The organism is Pseudomonas sp. ENNP23, assembly GCF_001728945.1.
Taxonomy (GTDB): Bacteria; Pseudomonadota; Gammaproteobacteria; order Pseudomonadales; family Pseudomonadaceae; genus Metapseudomonas; species Metapseudomonas otitidis.
In genome coordinates, this window is the sequence record NZ_LYSP01000032.1 from 27,582 (window position 1) to 51,216 (window position 23,635).

Genomic DNA, 23,635 nt, shown 5'->3' on the forward strand with positions numbered 1-23,635 from the left:
GCCAGAGCGACTCGGGCCGTACGCAGGGCAGCAAATCACACTTTAGAGGGATCAAGCGGTATAGCCCGCTGGCTATAGTCCGCTCATTCCATAACAAAAAACACACATGGAGTAGCGTCGATGACAACAATTAGAAAACCCATCTGGCGACTGGCGCGGCTGCCTGTAGCTGTCAGCCTCGCATCCACCCTCGCCGCTCCGGCATTCGGCGTGACCTTCAACATCGGTGAGATCGAGGGGCAGTTCGACTCGTCGCTGTCCGTGGGGGCCAGTTGGTCCATGGCCAGCCCGGACAAGGATCTGATCGGTTCGAACAATGGCGGTCGCGGCCTGTCGCAGACCTCCGACGACTCGCACCTGAACTTCAAGCGCGGCGAGACCTTCTCGAAGATCTTCAAGGGCATCCACGACCTGGAGCTGAAGTATGGGGATACCGGCGTCTTCATCCGTGGCAAGTACTGGTACGACTTCGAACTGAAGGACGAGAGCCGCCTGTTCAAGGACATCGACGACAGCAACCGCAAGGAAGCTGCTCAGTCCTCCGGTGGCCAGATCCTCGACGCCTTCATCTATCACAACTACAACATCGCTGACCTGCCGGGCTCCGTGCGCCTGGGCAAGCAGGTGGTGAGCTGGGGTGAGAGCACCTTCATCCAGAACGGCATCAACTCGATCAACCCGATTGACGTTTCCGCCTTCCGTCGCCCGGGCGCGGAGGTCAAGGAGGGTCTGATTCCGGTCAACATGTTCTACGTGTCCCAGAGCCTGACTGACAACCTGTCGGCCGAGGCTTTCTACCAGTTGGAGTGGGACCAGACCGTTACCGACAACTGCGGCACTTTCTTTGCTCAGCCTGACATCGTCGCGGATGGCTGCGACAGCAATCTCGCGGTTCTAGGGACTCGCAGTTCGCTCCAAGCGGCTGGTATTCCGAGTTCTGCACTCAATGTCATTCAGAACAACGGAGTGCGCTGGGGAAATCCCGATGAGGGAGCGATCGTTGCCCGTGCAGGTGACGACGACGCCCGTGACAGCGGACAGTGGGGGACGGCGCTTCGTTACTTCTCGCCGAGGCTGGATACCGAGTTCGGCTTCTATTTCATGAACTATCACAGCCGAGCGCCGATCTTCAGTGGTATTGGGTCTCCGGCTGGCTCTTACAGTGCGGCATCCCTGGTTGGGCAGCTTGTTGCCGCCGGCATTCCGCTGGGAACTGCGAGTGCCTTGGCGCCGAGCCTGCTGCCAGTTGTCGTGGCAGGTAATGGTAAGTACTTCATGGAGTACCCCGAAGACATCAGGCTTTATGGCATCAGCTTCTCTACCACGCTGCCTACCGGCACTGCCTGGAGTGGCGAGTTCAGCTATCGGCCAAATGCTCCTGTACAGCTGAATAGCACGGACATTCTCTATTCGGGGCTATCACCTCTTAATCCCAGCGCATCGGTTCTGACCGGAAGGCCAGATACCGTTCAGCATGGTTACCGCCGTAAGGAAATCAGCCAGTTCCAGACCACCTTTACTCACTTCTTTGATCAAGTGATGGGGGCCGAGCGGTTAACGCTTGTGGGCGAGGTGGGCTTCACCCATGTTGGGGGGCTCGAAAGCACCAGCAAGGCCCGTTACGGCCGTGACCCCATCTACGGTCCCGGGCCGCTGCCGAACGATCAGTGCCGCGTCCTCAATCTAAGTACATTGGGCAGTGCCAGCGCCAAGAACCTGACCAAGTACTGTGAGGACGAAGGTTTCGTTACCAGTAACTCTTGGGGATATCGCGCCCGCGCAGTCTGGGATTACAACGACGTCTTCGCTGGTATCAACCTGAAGCCTAACGTGGCTTGGTCCCATGACGTCCATGGCCATGGCCCGAACGGCTCCTTCACCGAAGGCGCCAAGGCCGTGAGCCTGGGCCTGGACGCCGAGTACCAGAACACCTACACCGCCAGCCTCAGCTACACCGACTTCTTCGGCGGCAAGTACAACACCCTGACTGACCGCGACTTCCTCGCGCTCAGCTTTGGCATGAACTTCTAAGCGGCTCCGGAAGACAAGGACTCACTATGAAAACAACAAAGACTCTTCTGCAAACCGGTGCCCTGGCGCTGTCGCTGCTGGCCTCCGCCGTCATGGCGGCGGTGCCGGCCGACGAGGCGGCCAAGCTGGGCACCAGCCTGACCCCGCTGGGTGCGGAGAAGGCCGGCAATGCTGATGGCAGCATCCCCGAGTGGACAGGCGGCCTGCCGCAGAACGCCGGTGCGGTGGATGACCGTGGTTTCCTCGCCGACCCCTTCGCCAGCGAGAAGCCGCTGTTCACCATCACCGCGCAGAACGTGGACCAGTACAAGGACAAGCTGACCCCCGGCCAGTACGCCATGTTCAAGCGCTACCCGGACTCCTACAGGATGCCGGTGTTCCCCACCCATCGCTCGGCCACCGTACCGGCTGATGTGCTCGCTGCCGCCAAGGCCAACGCCACTGCCACCAAGCTGGTGGAGGGTGGCAACGGCCTGGAGAACTTCAAGCTCGCCAACCCGTTCCCGATCCCGCAGAACGGCCTGGAAGCGATCTGGAACCACATCACCCGCTACCGGGGCGGCAGCGTGCGTCGCCTGGTGACCCAGGCAACCCCGCAGCCCAACGGCTCCTACAGCCTGGTGTACTTCCAGGACGAGTTCACCTTCCGCGACAAGCTGAAGGACTACGACCCGAACAAGCCCAGCAACGTGCTGTTCTACTTCAAGCAGCGCGTGACGGCGCCCTCGCGCCTGGCCGGTAACGTGCTGCTGGTGCACGAAACCCTCAACCAGGTGAAGGAGCCGCGCCTGGCGTGGCTGTACAACGCCGGCCAACGCCGCGTCCGTCGTGCACCGCAGGTGTCCTACGACGGCCCGGGCACCGCCGCCGACGGCCTGCGTACCTCCGACAACTTCGACATGTACAACGGTGCGCCCGACCGCTACGACTGGAAGCTGGAAGGCAAGAAGGAGATCTACATCCCCTACAACAGCTACCGCCTGGACTCGCCAAAGCTGAAGTACGACGACATCATCAAGGCCGGCCACATCAACCAGGACCTGGCCCGCTACGAGCTGCACCGCGTGTGGCACGTCGTCGCCACCCTGAAGTCGGGCGAGCGCCACATCTACGCCAAGCGTGACTTCTACATCGACGAAGACACCTGGCAAGCCGCTGCCATCGACCACTACGACGGTCGTGGCACCCTGTGGCGCGTCGCCGAGGCTCATGCCGAGTACTACTACGACAAGCAGGTGCCCTGGTACGCCGTGGAAACCCTGTACGACCTGCTCTCCGGCCGCTACCTGGCCCTGGGCATGAAGAACGAGGAGAAACAGTCCTACGACTTCAACTACAGCGCGTCCGAGAGCGACTACACCCCGGCGGCCCTGCGTCAAGCTGGCGTTCGCTGATCCTGTAGGACGTTGTAAAAAAGCCGGCCCTTGGGCCGGCTTTTTCTTTTCCATGATTTCCCCGGGTACTTCAAATGAATCGGCCGAGGGGATAGGCTGCCCCCACGTCCCGCCCCCGCGGCATAACCATTACTAGAAGCCGGGTGATGACAGACCTTTCCAGTTCGCGGTCCTTCGCGCCCACTGCCATGCCGGTGGTGGGCGAACGCTTCTTCCGACCTCCGTTGCCGGCTGGACACCTGTCCCGCCCCCGTCTGTGTGACCGCCTGGTCGACGGTCTTTCCGGCCGCCTGCTGCTGGTCAGCGCCCCGGCCGGGTTCGGCAAGAGTTCCCTGGCCATCGAGTTCTGCGAAGGGTTGCCCCAAGCCTGGCGCACGCTGTGGCTCGGGCTCGGGTGTCGGGACAACGACCCCGGGCGCTTCCTCGAACGCCTGCTCGACGGCCTGCGCCAGATCCTGCCCGGGCTGGGCGAGGAGGCCATGGGCTTGCTGAAACTGCGCCAGCGCCACCAGCCCTTTGCCTTCGAACAGTGGATCGACGGCCTGCTGGACGAACTTTCCGCCCGGCTCGATCCCCACCAACCCGTGCTGCTGGTGCTCGACGACTACCACCTGGCCCAGGGCGCCGTGCTCGACCGCTGCCTGCAGTTCGTCCTCAACCACCTGCCTGCCGGCCTGGTGCTGCTGGTGACCAGCCGCCAGCGCCCGGACTGGCACCTGGCGCGCCTGCGCCTGTCGCGGCAACTGGTGGAACTCAACGAGCAGGACCTGCGCCTGACCGAGGCGGAGAGCGCCGCACTGCTCCAGGCCCAGGGCGTCGAGCTGGAGGGCGTCGGCCTCGAACACCTGCTGTCGCGCAGCGAAGGCTGGGCCGCCGGCCTGCGTCTGTGGCTGCTGGCCAGCCAGGACGAAGGCGATACCCAGGCCCTGGCCCGTGGCCCCCACGGTGACGAAGGGCTGATCCGCGACTACCTCCTGGAAGAGGTGATCGAGCGGCAGGGGGCGGACATCCAGACCTTCCTTTATGACACCGCCTGCCTCGACCGCTTCTGTGCCGAACTCTGCGATGCCGTGCGCGACAGCCACGACAGTGCCGCGCTGCTCCAGCAGCTGCAGGCCAACCAGGTGTTCCTCGTCCCGCTGGACGAGCACGGCCGCTGGTTCCGTTACCACCACCTGTTCTCCGACCTGCTGCGGGCGCGGCCGACCGGCGCCGGCAGCCTGCCCCAGGCCAGCCTGCACCTGCGCGCCTGCCGCTGGTTCAGTGCCCAGGGGTTGCTGGACGAAGCCATCGAACAGGCCTTGCGCGCCGGCCAGCCCGACGTGGCCGCCAGCCTGGTGCAGAACCTCTCCGAGGAGCAGCTGTTGGCCGAGCAGAACATCGCCATGCTGCTGCGCTGGAAGATGGACCTGCCCGACAGCCTGCTGGTCAGCACCCCGCGGCTGATCATGCTCTACAGCCTCTCGCTGGCCCTGGCCTGCCAGTTGGATGCAGCCGAGGAGCTGGGTGCTCAGTTGTCGCGCTTCCTGCCCGCGCCCAGCGCCCAGGCCCAGCAGAACCTGCTGTCCCAGTGGCTCACTCTCAGCGGCGTGATCGCCCGAGGTCGTGGTGACATCGACCTGGCCGAGCGTCACTGTGCCGAAGCGGTCGCCGCCCTCAGTCCCGAACGCTACGGCCAGCGCCTGTTGTGCCTGTCGACCCTGGCCAATATCGCCGTGGTGCGCGGCGACCTGTGGCGCGCCCGGGGCCTGAGCCGGGATGCCCTGGAGCTGGCCCAGCGCATCGGCAACCCGCTGTTCGAAGCCGTCGCACACTACGACCGCTCGCGCCTGCTGCACGCCCGTGGTGAGGTGCACCGGGCCTGCCTGGAGGTGCAACTGGGCCTCGACTGCCTGCGCGACCTGTCACCCCAACGCCGCTACGCCGCACGGGCACGGCTGATGATGTACGAGGGCTACCTGCTGGCCCAGCGCCTGCAACCCGAGGCGGCGCGCAGCCGCCTGCTCGCCGGGATCGCCGAAGCCCGTGCCTGTCGCGACATCAGCCTGCTCACCGGCTACGCCGTGCTGGCCAGCCTGGAAGGGCGCGAAGGCCGCTTCGCCGCCGCCTTTGCCCTGCTCGCCGAGGCCGAGCGGCTGATGCACATCTGGGACATTCCCCCGGTCTACTACCTGGCCATGGCCACCCTGGTGAAGTGCGAGCTGTGGCTGGCCCAGGGACAACTGGAACTGGCCAACGCCTGGCTGGTGCGGCTGTCGGAAACCTATGGCGGCGAGCAGCCGGCCGCCGCGCCGGAGTTCCACCCGCAACTGCCGATGTACGTCGAATTGCAGCAGGCCGCCCTGGCCCGGGTGGAGGGGCGTGCCGCCGAGGCCGAGCGTCGCCTGCGGGCCCTGGCACTGCGCGCCCGGGAAGCCGGGGCATTGCTGTTGGCTCAGTTCGCGCAAGTCGCGCTGGTGCACCTGCTGCTGGAAATGGGCAAGGAGCGCGAAGCGTCGCTCGCCCTGGGCAGCGCATTCGACGCCATGGCCGGCGGCGCCTTGCTGCCGTTCCACCTGTTGCTGACCCAGCGCAGCGGCTGGCTGCGTGAACAGATCGCCGCGCGCCCGGATGGCCCCCAGGCGACCCTGCTGGAACACCTGGGCGACTCGGCGGGCGATGCGCTTGGCGAGTCGCAGGGCAGTGGGGAGATGCTCAGCACCCGCGAGCTGGCGGTATTGCAGTTGATCGCCCAGGGTTGCTCCAACCAGGAGATCAGCGAGCGGCTGTTCATCTCGCTGCACACGGTGAAGACCCACGCCCGCCACATCAACGGCAAGCTCGGGGTCGAGCGGCGCACCCAGGCCGTGGCCCGGGCCAAGGCCCTCGGTCTATTGCGCTGAGGTTGCCGGCGGCGCGCTGAGGTCCAGGGCCGGTGCCGCCGGCTTGGCCTTCGGTGGCTGTGCCAGTTGCTTTTCCACATCCTGATGGATGCCGGCCAGCACCGGCAGCAGGCTGCTCATGCTGGCGCGCACCTCGGGATAGGGGTGCTTCTCCGCCAGCTCGCCGACCCGTGCCAGCAACTGGGCGCGTACCTCGCTGCGCAGGTGGATGTACAGCTCCGGCAGTTGCTTGGCCAGCTCGGCGCCGTAGAGCACCAGGTCCTCGCGGTTGAACTGCTTGGTCAGCCCCAGGTAGTCCAGCGCGCTGGAGGTGAGCATGGCGGCGGCGTCCTTGGTCTCCTGCAGGCCCTGGAGGCGGATCGCGCTGGTCTGCTCGCTCTCCGAGAGGGTCATCCAGAATTCCACCGTCAGGGAGAACAGCACCGCCTGCTGGCGCAGGGAGTAGCTCATCAGCCCCAGGGCTTCGGCGCCGTAGGGTTGCTGCGGGGCCTTGAAGTCGAAGTACAGGCGCATCAGCTCCTTGAGGCGGAACAGCACCTCCCGCGCCTCGTTCTGGCGCAGCTCCAGCGGGGCGTAGATGTTCAGCTGCGGTTTGAAGTTCCCTTCATTGACCATGCGCTGGTAGATCGGCCCGGTGAACTCGCCGCTGCGGCGGGGCAGGGCGTTGGCCTGGGTCTTGTCGATGCGCTCCAGGGCCTCGATCAACTGCTGGTACTCCGGGCTGCCCCAGGGACGCTGCAGATCCGGCAGTTTCTGCCCCAGGTAGTACAGGTCGGCGGCGCCGGCCGGCAGGCACAGCACCAGCAAAAGGATGGCCAGCGGCCAGGGCAGGCGGCGTGATAGCGTCATCGGCATTCGGGTCCGGCGGGAAGGGGCGCGCCAAGAGTAGCCAGGCGGCGCGGCGCCGTCACCCGCGCCTTGGTTCGGTGAGGAGAAGCGATGGGAGGGGGCGAGCGTGGGGCCGTTCTGGCAGTGTTCGAGGACCTCGGCGGCTACGGCGCCGTGGCACGCCAGCAAGGGGAGGGCGGCGGCCCGCTGGTGGGGCACCTGCTGAAAACCAACATCCAGTTGGCGGCCATCCCGGTGTTCGCCCGCAAGGGCATCGACGACACCACGGTGAACGACCTGCTGGAGGCAGCGCGGGTGTCGCGGCGCACCTTCTACAAGCACTTCGCCAACAAGATGGATGTGCTGGCGTGCATCTACCAGACCTCGGTGGTGCTGCTGCTGGAACGCTTCCGCGCCCTGCGCGAAGCCAGCGGCAGCGATGAGGCCTGGCTGCGCGCCATGGTGCGCTGCTTCTTCGACTACCACCTGGCCGTCGGGCCGATCATCCGCCTGATGCAGGAGGAGGCCATGCGCAGCGGCTCGCCCCTGGCCAGCCATCGCCGACGTGCCCACGAAGCGCTGGTGGCGCTGCTCGACGAACGCCTGCGGATCAGCGGGCCGGCCCTGGAGCCGCTCACCGGGCGGGCGCTGATCTGGGCGCTGGAGGCCGCCTCCCTCGACCTGCTTTCCAGCGCCGCGCCCCGTGCGCAGATCGAGCAGGCCACGGCGGTGCTCGGCGACCTGCTGATCGCCGCCCTGCGCCCCCAGGCCGGGCCGGTGTGACACAACCTTAGGCTGGGCCACCGGCTCCGTGGGGGCGTGCTCTGATAGGGCACCGACAATAACAACCACGAGGTGCCTCCCATGACCGCCACCAGCCTGCCGATGATGCCCCCGCTGGCCGTCGGCGTTGCCCGCCTGGGCTTCGGTTCGTTGCCGCTCGACCGGCTCAAGTCCCGCTACGGCAACGCCGAATCCGGCTCGCGCTACATCGAACTGGACGGCTTCAACGTCCACTACCGCGACGAAGGCAGCCGGGACAAACCGGCGCTGGTGATGATCCACGGCGTGGTCGCCTCGCTGCACACCTGGGATGGCTGGGTGAAGGCCTTCGCGCCGCACTACCGGATCATCCGCTTCGACGTCCCCGGCTTCGGCCTGACCGGCCCCAAGCGCAGCGGTGACTACTCCGGCGAGCGCATGGTGCGCATCCTCGGCCTGCTGCTGGACCACCTGCGGGTGGATAAGGCCTCCATCGCCGGCAACTCCCTGGGCGGCTACATCGCCTGGAACTTCGCCCTGGCGCAGCCGCACCGGGTCAACCGCCTGGTGCTGGTGGACCCGGCCGGCTACCCGATGCGCAAGGTGCCCTGGATGATCGCCGCCGCCGCGCTGCCGGGCGCCACCGTGGCGATGCCGATGTGGATGCCCCGCGCGCTGATCGCCCAGGGCATCAAGGAGGTCTACGGCGAGCCGGGGCGGATCAAGCCCGGCGTGGTGGACCGCTACTACGACCTGACCCGCCGCCCCGGCAACCGCCGCGCGATGATGGAGATCTTCCGCGTGCTGCTGAAGGTCAACAAGGATGAGCTGACAGGCACCCCCGAGCGCGTCGCGGCCCTCCAGGCCCCCACCCTGCTGATGTGGGGCGAGCGCGACCGCTGGATCTCGCCCAAGCACGTACCGCTCTGGCAGCGCGACGTACCGGGCATCCAGGTGCTCACCTACCCGGGCGTCGGGCACATCCCCATGGAAGAAATCCCCGAGCAGACGGCTGCCGATGCACTGCGGTTCCTGCAGAGCTGAGCCCGAGCACAGCAACCAAGCGAGCGCCGCTTCCGCCTGTGGATAACACCCGGGAGCTGCGTTTTCGGTCAGGTATGTGGAGTAGTCATCGCGCTGGCGTAGGGGAGGCGTAGGGTGGGCTTCAGCCCACCCTACGGGGCCTGTATCTGGAAATGACAACGGCCCCGAAGGGCCGTTGTGTATCACCGCCTGTGGATCAGGCCGCTGCGGGCAGCCCGTCGAACTCTTCCCGGGTCTTGTACATCAGGTCCCGGTTGTCGTGGATCCAGGGGTGGAAGCCCTTCTTGAAGAAGTCCATGTACGCCGGGATCAGTTGGCGGAACATGCCGTTCTTGCCCCACATCCAGCTCAGGCCATCGCGCCAGACACGCCAGTTCCACAGCAGGCCGTCGCGCTTGAGCATGTGGATCAGCCCGCGATGGGTGTCGAGCATGAAGAAGAAGGTGCCCATGATCATTGCCCGGCGCAGCAGCTTGCGGCTGCCACAGACCTGGTTGTAGACGTCGAAGGCCACCGCCTTGTGCTCCGTCTCCTCCAGGGCGTGCCAGCGCCACAGGCGGGCCAGGGTCGGGTGGGCACCGGCGATGTGCTCGGGGTGCTTGAGCAGGCCGTCCGCCATGATCGCGGTGATGTGCTCCAAGGCCGCCGTGGCGGCCAGTTGCCGGCGCGGCGAGAACTTCTTCTGGGTGTAACGGATGCGCGCCTGGGCGCGGCGCTCGATGCGCCCCACGTCATAACCCAGGTCGCGCAGGCGGGCGCTGTACTCCAGGTGCTCACGGCTGTGGTGGCCTTCCTGGCCGATGAAGCCACGGATCTGCTCCTTCAGCACCGGGTCGGTGATCTCGTCGCGGAAGTGCCGCACCGAGTCGATGAAGAAGCGCTCGCCATCGGGAAAGAGCACCGACATGGCGTCGAACAGGTGGGTCTTGAAGGCATCGCCGCTGTGCCAGTGGCGGGGCATCGGATTGGGCAGGTCGAAATCCATGTGACGCGGGCGGATTACCAAACCTTCTGGGGTCGTGCTGGTCATGGGGACTCCCTGAGTCGGTTCAAACCACGCCCGCACTCTCGCTTGCGGGGCCTTGTCGGACAAGGTTATCTTCTGCCAATCGTCAGGTCATATCTGGCCACGGCCGACCCACAAGAAGACCCCATGAAACAGCCGCTGACCTTCTCCGCCGAGCTCGTTCCGGTTGCCTACGCCGAAGCCCTGCTGAGCCTGGCTGAAGAGCTGGGCGTCACCCGCGAGGCGCTGTTCAGTGCGGCCCGCGTGCGCCCGGAAGTGCTGCAGAGCCCCAACGCACGGCTCTCCTTCGTCGACTTCAATCTGCTGGCCACCGCTGCCCTGGTGCAGTGCAACGAGCCGGCTCTGGGCCTGGTGCTGGGTCAGCGGCTCAACGTCTCCACCCACGGCATCCTCGGTTACGCGGTGCTTTCCAGCGCCAACCTCGGGCGGGCACTGCAGTTCGCCATGAAGTATTACCGGGTGCTGGGCCTGGCCTACGAGCTGGAGCTGGTGGAGCAGGGCGACTGCCTGCGGCTGGAGGCCACCGAGTCCTTCCCCATGGGGCCGCTGGGGCGCTTCGCCGGCGAGGGCCTGCTGACCAGTTTCTGCACCATCGCCCGCTTCCTCGTCGCCGAGCCGCTGCTGGGGCTGCAGGTGGGCTTCGCCCACCCTGCGCCGGACTACGCCGAGCGCTACGAAGCGGTGTTCGGCGCCCCGGTGGCCTTCGACCAGCCCTGCCACTGGATGAGCCTGCCCACGCACTACCTTGACCGCCCCATGGCCCTGGCCAACCCGGCCACGGTGCAGATGTGCGAGCAGCAGTGCGAGGCCATCCTCGCCACCCTCGACGTGCAGGACGCGCTGCTCACCCGCGTGCGCCGCCTGCTGCTCACCCGCCCCGGCGGCTTCCCCGACCTGGACAGCGCCGCCCGTGCCCTGCACACCAGCGGCCGCAGCCTGCGCCGGCACCTGGCGGCCATGGGCACCAGCTACCAGCAGGTGCTCGACGAAGTGCGCAAGGGGCTGGCCCTGCAGTACCTCACCACCACCCACCTGCCGCTGTTCGAGATCGCCGCGCTGCTGGGGTTCAGCGACCCCTCCAACTTCCGCCGCGCCTTTCGCAAATGGACGGGCAGGCTGCCGAGCGATTATCGTGCCGACCCTTGATCGACCCGCACCAGGCGCCGCAGAGCGCCGCCCCGGAGATGCCCGATGAACCCGTCCACCGCCCTGATCCGCGAAACCTTCCCTGTCGGGCCTTTGCAGTGCAACTGCACCCTGATCGGCGACCCGGTCAGCAAGAAGGCCATCGTCGTCGACCCGGGCGGCAACCATGAGCAGATCATCGCCCGCCTGGAGGCCCATGGCCTGAAGCTGGTCAGCATCATCCACACCCACGCGCACCTGGATCACTTCCTCGCCTCCGGCGAGCTGAAGAAGGCCACCGGCGCCACCCTGCACCTGCACAAGGAAGACCAGTTCCTCTGGGACAACCTGGAGATGCAGTGCCGCCTGTTCGGCGTGCCCTACAAACCGGTGCCGGCGCCCGACCAGTGGCTGGCCGACGATGAGGAGCTGGCCTGTGGCTGTGGCGTGGCACTGCACACCCCTGGGCACACTCCTGGCTCCATGAGCTTCTGGTTCCCCGAGGCCAGGCTGCTGATCGCCGGCGATACCCTGTTCCGCCGGGGCATCGGCCGCACCGACCTGTGGGGCGGTGACTACGCCACTATCGAACGCTCCATAAAGGGTCGCCTCTACACCCTGGACGAGGAGGCCACCGTGGTCACCGGCCACGGCCCCGACACCCGGCTGGGCGACGAAATGCGCGAAAACCCGTTCGTCCGAGCCTGAGGCACGGAATTTCCGCAGGGGGCCATGCTCTAACAGGCTGTTGAAAAACGTAGACGAGGCAGCCGATGCCAGGCGAAATCGGCCGAGAAAGGCGCAGTTTACGTGTGTAAATGAGCATTTTGATGGCGTTTTCAACGCCGCAGCGGCAATGCAGTTAGTTTTTCAATTGCCTGCTTATCCGTCGGCAGTCCACTGGGTTGCCTGTCACACAGGAGTAGAGAGTCCATGTTCACCATGCGTCGCCTGATCGTCGCCGCCCTCGCCGTGGCCACCTTGTCAGGTTGTGCTTCGCAGAATCCCTATGAGAACCAGGGCCAGGCGCCCCGCCAGGGCATGAGCAAGACCGCCACCTACGGCGGGCTGGGCGCCCTGGCCGGTGCCGTCGCCGGTGCTGCCATCAACCACAAGAACCGGGGCAAGGGCGCGCTGATCGGCGCAGCGGTCGCCGGTGCGGCGGGCGCGGGCTACGGCTACTACGTCGACAAGCAGGAAGCGGAGCTGCGTCGCAGCATGGAAGGCACCGGCGTCCAGGTGCAGCGCCAGGGCGACAGCATCAACCTGGTGATGCCCGGCAACATCACCTTCGCCACCAACTCGGCGGACATCGCCAGCAACTTCTATGGCCCGTTGAACAACCTCGCCTCGTCGTTCAAGCAGTACAACCAGAACAACATCGAGATCGTCGGCCACACCGACAGCACCGGCAGCCACCAGTACAACGTCAACCTGTCGCAGTTGCGGGCACAGAGCGTGGCCAACTACCTGATGGCTCAGGGTGTCGAGCCCGGTCGTCTGAGTTCTCGTGGCATGGGGCCGGACCAGCCGGTCGCCAGCAACACCACCGAAGCCGGCCGCTCGCAGAACCGCCGGGTGGAAATCAGGCTGACCCCCATCCCCGGTGCCCAGGCTCCCCAGCAGTATTGATCCTCCCGGCCTGATACAGGCCACCACTTCATGGCCTCGCGCACCCGCCCGGGATGGCGCCGCCGGGGCCTGAAGTGCCTATCCCCGCGTTTTCACCGCTGCTACCGGCCCCGGCTTTCGTCCCCTGCCTGCCGTCTGTCGTCTCATTGCTGGCACGGGGCTAGTGCGCGGAATCCTGACTAGACTGCCGAAAGGTGACCGCGAATCAATGCTGATCATCAGCGACGCCCCTTGATTGTTCCCCCTGCGTGTCGCCACAAGGACAGGAGCATGCATGGACGACCGACCCTGGATTCCCGACAGGAAACCCTGGCTGCCCGTGGCAGCCGCGCTGGTCCTGCTGGTTGCGCTGGGAGCCCTGGTGGTCTGGCAATGGCAGGCCCAACGGGCCCGTTATGAGGCCGAGAACCAGCAGCGTTTCGACATGGCGGTCGACGAGGTGGCCCAGCGCATAAGCGACCGGATGCGCGCTTATGAAATGGTGCTGCGCGGTATGTCGGGGCTGCTGGCCGGCAGCGAGGAAGTGTCGGCCGACGAGTGGGCACAGGCCGTGGACCAGCTCCAGTTGCAGGACCGCTACCCCGGCATCCAGGCCCTTGGCTGGAGCCGCTACCTGGCGCCGGCCGACCTCCCGGCCCAGCCGGATGAAGAGGGCGGCCGAGCGGAGATCCGCCCGTTTCCGCCCGGCGAGCGTGAGCGCTACCTGGTCATCACCTACATCAGCCCGCTGGACTGGCGGAACAAGCGTGCCCTGGGCTTCGACATGCTCAGCGAGCCGATGCGTCGGCAGGCCGTGCAGGCCGCGATAGACAGCGGCGAGATGCGGCTGACCGGCCCCATCGTCCTGCGTCAGGACGAGGACAACTCGCCGCTCAAGGGCCTGGTGCTGTTCATGCCGGTGTATGGCCACGACGCGCCGGCCACCGCGACCGAGCGCCGCGAGGCGTTCATCGGCACCGTCTACGGCGCCTTCCGCGTCCAGGACCTGATGGCTGGCATTCTCGGGGCTCAGGCGCGGCTGTTCGACATCGAACTGGTGGACCTGCAATACCCCGATCAGTCCCTGCTGGACCCGCACGACGCTGTCGTGCCCGCCCTCTACCAGGAGCGCCGGGAGCTGCGCCTGTTCGGCCGCGACTGGCAGTTGCAGGTCACCGGCACAGCGGCCTACGTCAGCCTGCAGAGTGATGGCGGCCTGCGCTTCACCCTGGTCGCCGGGTTGTCGGCCGCGCTGCTGCTGTCGTTGCTGGCTGGGGCTTTCCTGTACCTGCGCGAGCGTGAACTGCTGGCGAGCAGCAAGGCCGCCGCCCTGCTGCAGGAGCGCGAAGCACACCTGCGCGCCCTGGTGGCACGGCTGCCGGTGGCCACGCTGCTGTGTGAAGGCGACGGGCGCATCGAGCTGGCCAATGACAGCGCCGGAGAGTTGCTAGGCTGCGATTCCGGCTGGCTGGTGGGGCAGCATGCCCTGCGCTTCCTGCCGGGTGCCAGCGGGTTGCAGGCCCTGGCCCTCGAAAGCGAACACGCGTCGGGCGGCGAATACGAGGCGCGCTGTGACGACGGCCGGCGCACGCCGGTGGCCCTGCGCCTGACCCGTATCGACCGCGCCGATGGTCCCCGCTACCTGATCAATCTGCTCGACCTGCAGGCCCGGCGCAGTGCCGAGGAGCGTTTCCGCCTGGTGGTCGAGGCTTCGCCCAACGCCATCCTCCTGGTGGACACCGGCGGGCGCATCGCCATGGTCAACCGCCAGGTGGAGCAGATGTTCGGCTACAGCCGGCAGGAACTGCTGGGCGAGCGGGTCGAGCGACTGTTGCCGGTGGCCCTGCGTGAGGCCCATGTGGTACTGCGCCAGGGGTTCCAGGCCAACCCCGAGCCGCGGCGCATGGGTGGCAACCGCGAGCTGTTCGGCCAGCACCGGGACGGTCATATGATCCCGCTGGAGGTGGGGCTGTCGCCGATCCGCGGCGACAGCGAGACCTGGGTCCAGGCCGTGGTGATCGACATCACCGAGCGCAAGGTCGCCGAGCAGCGCCTGCGCGAGCAGGCCGAGCAACTGATGTTGGCCAATCGCTACAAGTCCGAGTTCCTCGCCAACATGTCCCACGAACTGCGCACGCCGCTCAACAGCATCCTCATCCTCAGCGACCAGCTACGCCAGAACGCCGCCGGTAATCTGTCCGACAAGCAGTCGCGTCATGCCGACATCATTCACCGGGCTGGCAACGACCTGCTGCAACTGATCAACGACGTGCTCGATCTGTCCAAGGTGGAAGCCGGGCGCATGCAGCTCAGGCTGGAGCCGCTCAACGTCCGCGACATGCTGGTGGAGCTGGACGCCAGCCTGCGACCGATGGCCGAGCTCAAGGGGCTGCAGTTGGTGAGCCGGGCCGACCCCGGAGTGCCACGGGTGATCCACAGCGACCGGGTGCGCCTGCACCAGATCCTGCGCAACCTGCTCTCCAACGCCCTCAAGTTCACCGACCGGGGTGAGGTGGAACTGACCGTCTCGGTGGACACCCAGGACCTTGGTCCCGGCCGCGAGATGCTGCGCTTCAGCGTGCGCGACACCGGCATCGGCATCGACCCCGAGCAGCACGAGCGGGTGTTCCAGGCCTTCCAGCAGATCGACGGCTCCACCAGCCGGCGCTTTGGTGGCACCGGCCTGGGCCTGGCCATCACCCGCCAACTGGTGCTGGCCCTGGACGGGCAGATCAGCCTGCGCAGTCGCCTCGGCGAAGGCGCCTGCTTCACGGTCTGCCTGCCGGTGGCCGTGGGGGCGCTGGAGCCGGAAGTGGAGCAGGCCGAACCGGTGCGCAATGGTGAGGGGCCGCCGGTGCTGATCGTCGAGGACGATGCCGGCTTCGCTGCGGTGATCGCCGAAGCGGCCCAGGGACACGGCTTCTCCACCGTGCTCTGCGGTAATGGTCATCAGGCGATGGCGCTGTTGCAGGAGGAGCACTACGCAGCGGTCATCCTCGACATCCTCCTGCCCGACCTCAGTGGCTGGCAGATCTACCGGCACCTGCGCGGTCTGCCCGCCCACCGTGGCACCCCGGTGCACATCATCTCCTGCGTGCCGCAGCCGCCGGACTGGAACGACAGTGACACCCGCTACCTGGTCAAACCCATCGGCCGCACGGAACTGGAGCAGGTCTTCGGCGGCCTTGCCGAGCCGGACCAGCAGGGTCACCGGGTGCTGTTGGTGGAAGACGTGGAGGTGGAGCGCGACCGCTACCGCGAGCACCTGCAGCAGCAGGGCTTCGAGGTGGTGGCGGTGGGCACTGCAGAGCAGGCCATCGTCGCCTACGAGGCCGCCACCTTCGCCGCCATCGTGGTGGACCTGAACCTGCCGGACCTGGACGGCTTCGAGTTGCTCGATCGCCTGGACGCCCACCGCTCCCTGCAGGGCGTGCGCGTGGTGGTCAACACCGGGCTCGATGTCGGCCAGCAGCACCTGCAGCGCTTGCGCCGCTATTCGGCGACGCTGGTGCCCAAATCCGCCACCGACCAGGCTGCGCTCGGCGAGGCGGTTCAGGGCTTTCTCGACAGCCTGCACACGCAGCCGGCACCGAACGGGCATTCCGCCCTGGAAGGCGCGCGGGTGCTACTGGTGGACGACGATGTGCGCAACATCTACGCCCTCACCGCCGTGCTGGACGAAGCCGGGCTACGGGTCACCCCGGCGCGCGATGGCAGGGAGGCCATCGCCTGTTTCCAGCGCGAACCCTTCGACCTGATTCTCATGGACATGGCGATGCCCAACATGGACGGATACACCGCGACACGGACGCTGAAAGAGGAACACGGTTGCCACATCCCGGTCATAGCCCTGACGGCCCACGCCATGAAGGGCGACCGGGAGAAATGCATCACTGCCGGGGCCGACGACTACCTGGCCAAGCCGGTGAACCGTCAGGAGCTGCTGGACATGCTGGAGCGCTGGCTGGCAGCCGCCGGAGGTCGCCATGACGCAGCCATTGCCTAGGCTCAAGGCCCCCGAGAGCATCCTCCTGGTGGTGGACGACCGCCCGGAGAACCTTGCCGCCATGGAGGCGGTGCTGGGCGATTCTACCTGGGAGGTACGCACCGTCGACTCCGGCGAAGCGGCCCTGCAGGTGCTGCTGGAGGAGCAGGTGGGGCTGGTTCTGCTGGACGTGCAGATGCCCGGCATGGATGGCTTCGAAGTGGCCCGGCTGATGCGTGGCAGCCCGAACACACGCTATACGCCGATCATCTTCATCTCTGCCATTGCTCACACCCAGGAAGCGGTGTTGCGCGGCTACTCCACGGGCGCGGTGGACTTCATCCTCAAGCCGTTCGATCCGCAGGTACTGCGGCACAAGGTGCAGGCATTGCTGGACCACGAGCGCAACCGGCGCGACCTGTTGCAGCTCACCCAGCAATTGGACAGTGCCCGGGCGTTCAACGCCTCGGTGCTGGAGAACGCCGCCGAAGGCATCCTGGTGGTGGGCGAGGACGGGGTGATCAGCTTCGCCAACCCGGCCATGGCGCTGATGCTCCAGGGCACCGTCAGCGACCTGGAAGGGCGCGAGTTCCTCAGCCTGATCGCTGCCCCCGAGTACGCCGGAGACTGGCGCCTGTCGGACTTCTACCGGCATTGGAAGCGCGGCGAGCCCTACCGTCTCCACGACGCGGCGCTGAAGACCCAGACCGGCGGCAGTCTGCCGGTGGCGTTGTCATGCGCGCCGCTGCCCAGGGCCCAGCGCTCGATGGTGGTGATCGGCCTGGACATGTCGGCGGTGCGCCAGTTGCACGCCCAGCTGGAGGCCCAGGCCATCACCGATTCGCTCACCGGGCTGCTCAACCGGCGCGGTTTCTACCAGGCCCTGGAGTCAGCCCTGGCGCGGGTCGAGCGCAACGGCAAGCGCATGGCCGTGCTGTACCTGGACTTGGACGGCTTCAAGCGCATCAACGATTCCCTCGGCCACGACGCCGGCGACCAGGTGCTGCGCCGCGTGGGTGAGCAACTGAAGACCTGCATGCGCCCCTACGACATCCTCGCGCGCATGGGGGGCGACGAATTCACCGCGCTGATCGACTCCCTCGACCACCCGGAGGATGCGGCCCGGGTGGCGGAGAAGCTCATCGAGCTGGTCTCGGTGCGCTACCGGGTGGACGGCATTGACGTCACCCTCGGTGCCAGCGTCGGCATCGCCTGTTTCCCCGAGTGCGGGCAGACGGTGGACGGCCTGCTGCGTGCCGCCGACATTGCCATGTACGAGGCCAAGCGCGCCGGGCGCCAGCAGTACCGCTTCTTCTCGCCGGAGATGAACGGCCGCGCGCGCTCGCGGCTGATGCTGGAGGAGAGCCTGCGCAACGCCATCGAGCAGGACGACTTCGTGCTGGTCTACCAGCCCCAGGTGTACCTCGCCACCGGGCGCCTGCGCGGCTTCGAGGCGCTGCTGCGCTGGGAGCACCGGGTGGCCGGTACGGTCGCGCCCAACGTGTTCATCCCGCTGCTGGAGGAGACCCGGCTGATCAACCGCCTGGGAGACTGGATCTTCCAGCAGGGGGTTGGCCAGGGGCTGAAATGGCGCGAGCGCTTCGGCGAGGAGCTGGTCATCAGCCTCAATGTCAGCCCGGTGCAGTTCGGCATGCCGCACCTGGTGGAGGACTTGCGCCGGGCGCTGGAGCAGCGTGGTCTGCACCCTTCGCAGATCGAGGTGGAGGTGACCGAGAGCGCGCTGATGCAGGACCTGGACATCACCCGCGAGCAACTGCGCCAGTTGCGCGAACTGGGGGTGCGGGTGGCCATCGACGACTTCGGCACCGGCTACTCCTCGCTCGCCTACCTGCGCCACTTCGAGCTGGACACCCTGAAGATCGACCGGCTGTTCATCGCCAACATGCTGGAGTCGCCCCGTGATGCGGCAGTGGTCTCCACCATCATCGACCTGGGCCGCCACCTGGGCCTGGAGGTGATCGCCGAAGGGGTGGAGACGGTGGCACAGCGCGACTGGCTGATCGAGCATGGCTGCTCGGTGATGCAAGGCTTCCTGGTGGCGCCCGGCCTGCCCGCGGCCAAGGCGGACGAGTTTCCACTGCAGCTCGATTGGCAGGCGTTCGACGCCTCGCGGTAAAGCCGGCGAAGGCGGCCTACACTTGTGCCGACGGCGCGTGAGGTCGCCGCATTCGCAAGGAGCATCCTATGTATTGCCTGTTAGTCGCCTACCCCAACAACGAGGGGGGTACCTTCGATTTCACCTACTACCTGGAGAAGCACATCCCCCTGGTGCGCGAGCTGCTGGGAGACAACCTGGTCAAGGTGGAGGTGCAGAAGGGCCTGACCTCCGGCGACGGCTCGGCGGCACCGTTCCTGTGTACCGCGCACATCTGGATTCGCTCCATCGAAACCCTCCAGGCCACCCTGCGCACGCATGGCCAGGCCATCAACGACGACATCCCGCGCTACACCAGCATTGCCCCGCTGCTGCAGGTGAACGAGGTGCTGGGCGACTGAGGCTGCCAGCTCCTGAATGACGAAGCCCGCCGATTGGCGGGCTTCTGCGTTCTGGGGTCAGGAGCGGGGCGGGTGGCTCTGGTGCAGGGCCGCCAGCTCGGCGTCCTTGCGCTCCCAGAGCTGGTTGACCCAGAGCTGGAAATCCTTGCGGTAGGCCTCGTCCTGGTCGTAGCTGTGGCCGAGGAAGCCGGCGGGGATCGGCAGCGCCTCGATGCGCACCACCACCTCGCCGACCTGGCCGGCCATCAGCGCCCAGAAGCTCGGGTTGCCGCCGGGGTAGTGGATGGTGATGTTCAGCAGCGCCTCCAGTTGCTCGCCCATGGCGTCCAGCACGAAGGCCACGCCACCGGCCTTGGGCTTGAGCAGGTAGCGGAAGGGCGACGCCTGCTGGGCGTGCTTGGCCGGGGTGAAACGGGTGCCTTCAAGGAAGTTGAAGATGCCCACCGGGTTGTGGCGGAACTTGTCGCAGGTGCGGCGGGTGGTTTCCAGGTCCTTGCCTTTCTTCTCCGGGTGCTTGGCCAGGTAGGCCTTGGAGTAGCGCTTCATGAAGGGGAAATCCAGCGCCCACCAGCACAGGCCGATCACCGGGACCCAGATCAGTTCCTGCTTGAGGAAGAACTTCAGTGGGCGGATGCGCCGGTTGAACACGTACTGCAGCACCAGGATGTCCACCCAGCTCTGGTGGTTGCTGGTGACCAGGTAGGAGTGCTGATAGTCCAGCCCCTCCATGCCCTGCACGTCCCAGCGGGTGCGCCGGACCAGGTCCATCCAGGTCTTGTTGCAGCTCACCCAGGACTCGTGGATGAAGCTCACCAGCGGGTTCAGCGCCTGGCGCACTGCCTGGAACGGCAGCAACAGCCGCAAGAGGGTGATGGCGAACAGCGGCCAGCACCAGAACAGGGTGTTGAGGGCGAGCAGCAGGGAGGCGAGGACGCCGCGCAGGGGCGCGGGAAGGAAGCTGAGCATGGGAACCTCGTGTCTGGGCGGTCTGTGCCGCCCTGTTCGGTGGACGCCGTGCCGGTAGGCGCCCGTTGGTGGGCAAGGTTAACGGTTGTTCACTGGACTGCAAGCGCGAAGAGTGACCGGTCGGTCGCGGCGGATTCGGCGCTGCCCGACCCCCTCCCGGCGGGAGGGGGCATGCGGCTCAGGCACCGGGTCTGGTGGTGGCGGCCTGGATGGCGGTGAGGGCGATGGTGTAGACGATGTCGTCCACCAGTGCCCCGCGGGACAGGTCGTTCACCGGCTTGCGCAGGCCCTGCAGCATGGGGCCGACACTGACCACCTGAGCGCTGCGCTGCACGGCCTTGTAGGTGGTGTTGCCGGTGTTCAGGTCGGGGAACACGAACACCGTGGCGCGCCCGGCCACGGCGCTGCCCGGCGCCTTCTGCCGGCCGACGCTGTCGATGGCGGCGGCGTCGTACTGCAACGGGCCGTCGATGGACAGCTCGGGCCGCGCGGCCTTGGCCAGGCGGGTCGCCTCGCGCACTTTCTCGACGTCCTCGCCGGTGCCCGAGTCGCCGGTGGAGTAGCTGATCATCGCCACCCGCGGGTCGATGCCGAAGGCGGCGGCGGAGGCGGCGCTCTGCACGGCGATCTCGGCCAGCTCCTCGGCGCTGGGGTCGGGGTTCACCGCGCAGTCGCCGTAGACCACCACCTGTTCCGGCAGGAGCATGAAGAACACCGAGGACACCAGCTTGTAGCCGGGGGCGGTCTTGATCAGTTGCAGGGCCGGGCGGATGGTGTTGGCGGTGGTGTGCATGGCGCCGGATACCAGGCCGTCCACTTCGTCCAGCGCCAGCATCATGGTGCCCAGCACCACGTTGTCTTCCAGTTGCGCGGCGGCCATCGGCGCATTGAGGCCCTTGCCTTGGCGCAGGGTCACCATGGGCTCGACGTAGCGCGGGCGCACCAGGTCCGGGTCGAGCACCTCCAGCCCCTCGGGCAGGACGATGCCCAGGGCGCGGGCCACGGCCTGCACGTCTTCGGGCTTTGCCAGCAGCACGCAGCGGGCGATGCCGCGCGCCTGGCAGATGGCGGCGGCCTGCACGGTGCGCGGTTCGGCCCCTTCCGGCAGGACGATGCGCTTGCCCGCCTGCTGGGCGCGTTTGACCAACTGGTGGCGGAACGCCGGTGGCGACAGGTGTGGCACGCGCGGCGTGCCGCAGCGCTCGCGCAGCCAGTCGTGGTCGAGGAAGCGGGCGATGAACTCGGTGACCTTCTCCGCACGTTCGCGGTCGTCCACCGGGATCTCGCGGTTCATGCGGTTGAGGTCGGTGGCGGTGCCATAGGTGCCGCTGGCCACGCTGAGCACCGGCAGGCCGCCCTGCAGTGCGCCCTGGCACAGCTCCATGATGCGCGGGTCGGGCGGGAAGTCGCTGCACAGCAGCAGGCCGGCCAGGGGCACGCCATTCATGGCGGCAAGGCTGGCGGCGAGGATGATGTCGTCGCGGTCGCCCGGGGTCACCACCAGCACGCCGGGTTTCAGCAGGGGCACGGTGTTGGGCACGGTGCGTGCGCAGAGGATGATCTTCTGCACCCGGCGCTGGTCGTAGTCGCCGGCGTTGATCACCCGCGCGCCCAGCAGGTCGGCCACGTCGCGGGTGCGCGGGGCGTTCAGCTCCTCTTCCCAGGGGATGCAGCCAAGCAGGCGGAAGTGCTTGGCGCGCAGCAGGGCGGTGTTGTCCTGCAACTTCGGGCCGAGGGTGTCGTCGCGCACCTTGTTGAGGATCACGCCGAGCACCTTGGGATCGTCCGGGCCGCCGAAGAGCTGGGCCTGGATCTCCAGGCGGTCGGCCAGCTCGGTGACCGTCTCGTCCTCCGGGGCGGAGACCAGGATCACCTCGGCGTCCAGGCTGCGCGCCAGGTGTGCGTTGATCCGCGCCGCGTAGCTGGCGTGGCGGGTCGGCACCATGCCTTCGACGATGACCACGTCGCGACCTTCGGCCACCTGCTGGTAGCGGCCGACGATCTCTTCCAGCAGCTCGTCCAGTTGGCCGTCGCCGAGCAGGCGTTCGACCTGGGGCAGCTCCATCGCCTTGGGCGGGGTCAGGCCGTGGGTGCGGGCGATGAGTTCGCTGGAGCGTTCCGGGCCGAGGTCACCCGGGTGGGGTTGGGCGATGGGCTTGTAGAAGCCGACCTTGAGGCCGGCCAGTTCCAGGGCGCGGACCAGGCCGAGGCTGATGGAGGTCAGGCCGACACCGAAGCCGGTGGGGGCGATGAAGAAGGTATGCATGGGTGCCTCAGTTGAGCAGGGCGAGGGTGTCGAGGGCGATCTGCCGCTCCTCGTTGGTGGGGACGACGAGGATGCGGGTCCGCCCGTAGCGGTGGATGGGCCCGGCGATGCCCTGCACGCAGCGGGCATTGGCCTCCTGGTCGATGGCCAGGTCCAGCAGTTGCAGGTGGGCCACGGTCTTGCTGCGGATCAGCGGCGAGTTCTCGCCGATGCCGCCGGTGAAGATCAGCCCGTCCAGTTGGGGCAGGGCGCAGCTCATGGCCGCCAGGCTCTTGGCCAGGCGATAGCAGAACACTTCGATGGCCAGGGTGGCGCCGGGATGGCCCTGGCTGCGGGCCTGCTCCAGGGTGCGCATGTCGTTGGACAGCCCGGAGAGTCCCTTGAGGCCGCTCTCGTGGTTCAGCACACGGGTCACTTCGTCCAGGCCCCAGCCCAGGGTGCGGGCCAGGTGGCTGTGCAGGTTGGGGTCGACATCGCCGCTGCGGGTGCCCATCACCGTGCCCTCCAGGGGCGTCAGGCCCATGCTGGTGTCGCGGCTCTGGCCGTTGACGATGGCGCAGGTGGAGCAGCCGTTGCCCAGGTGCGCCGACAGCCAGCTGCTGTCGCCGATGGACAGCCCGGCGATCTCTGCCGCGCGATGGCTCACGTAGCGGTGGCTGGTGCCGTGGAAGCCGTAGCGGCGCACGCCGTGGTCGCGGTAGAGCGACTCGGGCAGGGCGTAGCGGTAGGCGTGTTCGGGCAGGCTCTGGTGGTAGGCGGTGTCGAACACCGCCACCTGGGGCAATTGCGGGTAGACGCTCATGGCGGCTTCGATCCCCTGCAGTGCCGCCGGGTTGTGAAGCGGCGCCAGGGGCGAGATGGCGCGGATGGTGGCGAGCACGTCGGCATCCAGCCGCCGCGCCGAGGTGAAGCGCTCGCCGCCGTGCACCACGCGGTGGCCGATGCCATGGAGCTTGCCGCCGGTAACGGCCTGCACCAGCGGCAGCAACTGGGCGAGGGCGGCGCGGTAGTCGCCGTTGGGCAGCATCAGGCTGTCCTTCTCGCCACCGCGCTGCCAGCGCAGCTCGGCCTCCGGCGTGCCCAGGCGGTCGGCGATGCCGCGCAGGGGGAACTGCGAATGGGCCTCGCTGACCAGGGCGAACTTGATCGACGCGCTGCCACAGTTGATCACCAGGATATTGCGTGCGGGCATCTCGC

The 23,635-nt window shown here is 67.1% G+C and carries 16 protein-coding genes; 11 read left to right on the plus strand and 5 right to left on the minus strand.

Annotation, left to right across the window (positions count from 1 at the left end; all coding sequences use genetic code 11):
* Positions 1–120 precede the first annotated feature (120 nt).
* From A9G05_RS17970 to A9G05_RS17980, 3 genes are all read left to right on the plus strand, one after another.
* Entirely contained in the window at positions 121–2,031 is a 1,911-nt protein-coding gene (locus A9G05_RS17970) for a DUF1302 domain-containing protein (protein ID WP_069562271.1), read from the plus strand.
* Between the two features lie 26 nt (positions 2,032–2,057).
* Positions 2,058–3,425 carry a DUF1329 domain-containing protein gene (locus tag A9G05_RS17975; protein ID WP_069562272.1) on the plus strand — a complete coding sequence of 456 codons (1,368 nt, stop codon included), beginning with the start codon at positions 2,058–2,060 and terminating at the stop codon, positions 3,423–3,425.
* Positions 3,426–3,571: 146 nt separating this feature from the next.
* Complete coding sequence (locus tag A9G05_RS17980; RefSeq protein ID WP_069562273.1) at positions 3,572–6,307, plus strand: LuxR C-terminal-related transcriptional regulator; 2,736 nt, start codon at positions 3,572–3,574, stop codon at positions 6,305–6,307.
* On the opposite strand, the gene A9G05_RS17985 is transcribed toward A9G05_RS17980, so the two are convergent.
* Positions 6,296–7,162: a hypothetical protein gene (locus tag A9G05_RS17985; RefSeq protein WP_069562274.1), complete on the minus strand. Its 867-nt coding sequence runs from the start codon at positions 7,160–7,162 to the stop codon at positions 6,296–6,298. The two genes, A9G05_RS17980 and A9G05_RS17985, sit on opposite strands and share 12 nt — an antisense overlap.
* A gap of 84 nt (positions 7,163–7,246) precedes the next feature.
* On the opposite strand from A9G05_RS17985, the gene A9G05_RS17990 reads away from it, so the two are divergent.
* Together A9G05_RS17990 and A9G05_RS17995 are read left to right on the plus strand one after the other, a co-directional pair.
* The gene (locus tag A9G05_RS17990) at positions 7,247–7,918 is read left to right on the plus strand and encodes a TetR/AcrR family transcriptional regulator (RefSeq protein WP_069562275.1); all 672 of its coding nucleotides are present in this window, start codon (positions 7,247–7,249) and stop codon (positions 7,916–7,918) included.
* A gap of 81 nt (positions 7,919–7,999) precedes the next feature.
* Complete coding sequence (locus A9G05_RS17995; RefSeq protein ID WP_069562276.1) at positions 8,000–8,941, plus strand: alpha/beta fold hydrolase; 942 nt, start codon at positions 8,000–8,002, stop codon at positions 8,939–8,941.
* A gap of 196 nt (positions 8,942–9,137) precedes the next feature.
* Here A9G05_RS17995 and A9G05_RS18000 read toward each other — a convergent pair whose 3' ends face one another.
* On the minus strand, positions 9,138–9,971 hold the full coding sequence (locus tag A9G05_RS18000) for a metal-dependent hydrolase (protein WP_069562277.1): 834 nt from the start codon (positions 9,969–9,971) through the stop codon (positions 9,138–9,140).
* A 123-nt stretch (positions 9,972–10,094) separates the two neighbouring features.
* On the opposite strand from A9G05_RS18000, the gene A9G05_RS18005 reads away from it, so the two are divergent.
* The 6 genes from A9G05_RS18005 to A9G05_RS18030 all read left to right on the plus strand — a co-directional run bounded on the left by A9G05_RS18005 (position 10,095) and on the right by A9G05_RS18030 (position 19,206).
* A complete protein-coding gene (locus A9G05_RS18005) occupies positions 10,095–11,114 on the plus strand; it encodes an AraC family transcriptional regulator (protein ID WP_069562278.1) in 1,020 nt (339 codons plus the stop codon).
* A gap of 45 nt (positions 11,115–11,159) precedes the next feature.
* Complete coding sequence (locus A9G05_RS18010; protein ID WP_069562279.1) at positions 11,160–11,801, plus strand: MBL fold metallo-hydrolase; 642 nt, start codon at positions 11,160–11,162, stop codon at positions 11,799–11,801.
* 225 nt (positions 11,802–12,026) lie between these two features.
* The gene (locus tag A9G05_RS18015; RefSeq protein WP_069562280.1) at positions 12,027–12,725 is read left to right on the plus strand and encodes an OmpA family protein; all 699 of its coding nucleotides are present in this window, start codon (positions 12,027–12,029) and stop codon (positions 12,723–12,725) included.
* A 274-nt stretch (positions 12,726–12,999) separates the two neighbouring features.
* A complete protein-coding gene (locus tag A9G05_RS18020; RefSeq protein WP_069562281.1) occupies positions 13,000–16,710 on the plus strand; it encodes a response regulator in 3,711 nt (1,236 codons plus the stop codon).
* Positions 16,691–18,826, plus strand: coding sequence for a bifunctional diguanylate cyclase/phosphodiesterase (locus A9G05_RS18025; protein ID WP_069562282.1), 2,136 nt, complete (start codon positions 16,691–16,693; stop codon positions 18,824–18,826). Before A9G05_RS18020 ends, A9G05_RS18025 begins: the two co-directional genes overlap by 20 nt.
* A 68-nt stretch (positions 18,827–18,894) precedes the next feature.
* Positions 18,895–19,206 carry an EthD family reductase gene (locus A9G05_RS18030; protein ID WP_069562283.1) on the plus strand — a complete coding sequence of 104 codons (312 nt, stop codon included), beginning with the start codon at positions 18,895–18,897 and terminating at the stop codon, positions 19,204–19,206.
* Between the two features lie 57 nt (positions 19,207–19,263).
* Here A9G05_RS18030 and A9G05_RS18035 read toward each other — a convergent pair whose 3' ends face one another.
* From A9G05_RS18035 to A9G05_RS18045, 3 genes are all read right to left on the minus strand, one after another.
* Positions 19,264–20,172, minus strand: a complete 909-nt coding sequence (locus A9G05_RS18035) for an acyltransferase (RefSeq protein ID WP_069562284.1) — start codon at positions 20,170–20,172, stop codon at positions 19,264–19,266.
* A gap of 178 nt (positions 20,173–20,350) precedes the next feature.
* Entirely contained in the window at positions 20,351–22,438 is a 2,088-nt protein-coding gene (gene pta, locus A9G05_RS18040; protein WP_069562285.1) for a phosphate acetyltransferase, read from the minus strand.
* A 7-nt stretch (positions 22,439–22,445) separates the two neighbouring features.
* The gene (locus A9G05_RS18045; protein ID WP_069562286.1) at positions 22,446–23,630 is read right to left on the minus strand and encodes an acetate kinase; all 1,185 of its coding nucleotides are present in this window, start codon (positions 23,628–23,630) and stop codon (positions 22,446–22,448) included.
* Positions 23,631–23,635 lie beyond the last annotated feature (5 nt).

Excerpts from the sequence above, each read along its gene's own strand:
- A9G05_RS17970 (WP_069562271.1), top strand. The coding sequence starts at position 121 with ATGACAACAATTAGAAAACCCATCTGGCGACTGGCGCGGCTGCCTGTA.
- A9G05_RS18015 (WP_069562280.1), top strand. The coding sequence starts at position 12,027 with ATGTTCACCATGCGTCGCCTGATCGTCGCCGCCCTCGCCGTGGCCACC.
- A9G05_RS17985 (WP_069562274.1), bottom strand. The coding sequence starts at position 7,162 with ATGCCGATGACGCTATCACGCCGCCTGCCCTGGCCGCTGGCCATCCTT.
- A9G05_RS17975 (WP_069562272.1), top strand. The coding sequence starts at position 2,058 with ATGAAAACAACAAAGACTCTTCTGCAAACCGGTGCCCTGGCGCTGTCG.
- A9G05_RS18025 (WP_069562282.1), top strand. The coding sequence starts at position 16,691 with ATGACGCAGCCATTGCCTAGGCTCAAGGCCCCCGAGAGCATCCTCCTG.
- A9G05_RS17980 (WP_069562273.1), top strand. The coding sequence starts at position 3,572 with ATGACAGACCTTTCCAGTTCGCGGTCCTTCGCGCCCACTGCCATGCCG.
- A9G05_RS18000 (WP_069562277.1), bottom strand. The coding sequence starts at position 9,971 with ATGACCAGCACGACCCCAGAAGGTTTGGTAATCCGCCCGCGTCACATG.
- A9G05_RS18010 (WP_069562279.1), top strand. The coding sequence starts at position 11,160 with ATGAACCCGTCCACCGCCCTGATCCGCGAAACCTTCCCTGTCGGGCCT.
- A9G05_RS18005 (WP_069562278.1), top strand. The coding sequence starts at position 10,095 with ATGAAACAGCCGCTGACCTTCTCCGCCGAGCTCGTTCCGGTTGCCTAC.
- A9G05_RS18045 (WP_069562286.1), bottom strand. The coding sequence starts at position 23,630 with ATGCCCGCACGCAATATCCTGGTGATCAACTGTGGCAGCGCGTCGATC.
- A9G05_RS17995 (WP_069562276.1), top strand. The coding sequence starts at position 8,000 with ATGACCGCCACCAGCCTGCCGATGATGCCCCCGCTGGCCGTCGGCGTT.
- A9G05_RS18020 (WP_069562281.1), top strand. The coding sequence starts at position 13,000 with ATGGACGACCGACCCTGGATTCCCGACAGGAAACCCTGGCTGCCCGTG.
- pta (WP_069562285.1), bottom strand. The coding sequence starts at position 22,438 with ATGCATACCTTCTTCATCGCCCCCACCGGCTTCGGTGTCGGCCTGACC.
- A9G05_RS18030 (WP_069562283.1), top strand. The coding sequence starts at position 18,895 with ATGTATTGCCTGTTAGTCGCCTACCCCAACAACGAGGGGGGTACCTTC.
- A9G05_RS18035 (WP_069562284.1), bottom strand. The coding sequence starts at position 20,172 with ATGCTCAGCTTCCTTCCCGCGCCCCTGCGCGGCGTCCTCGCCTCCCTG.
- A9G05_RS17990 (WP_069562275.1), top strand. The coding sequence starts at position 7,247 with ATGGGAGGGGGCGAGCGTGGGGCCGTTCTGGCAGTGTTCGAGGACCTC.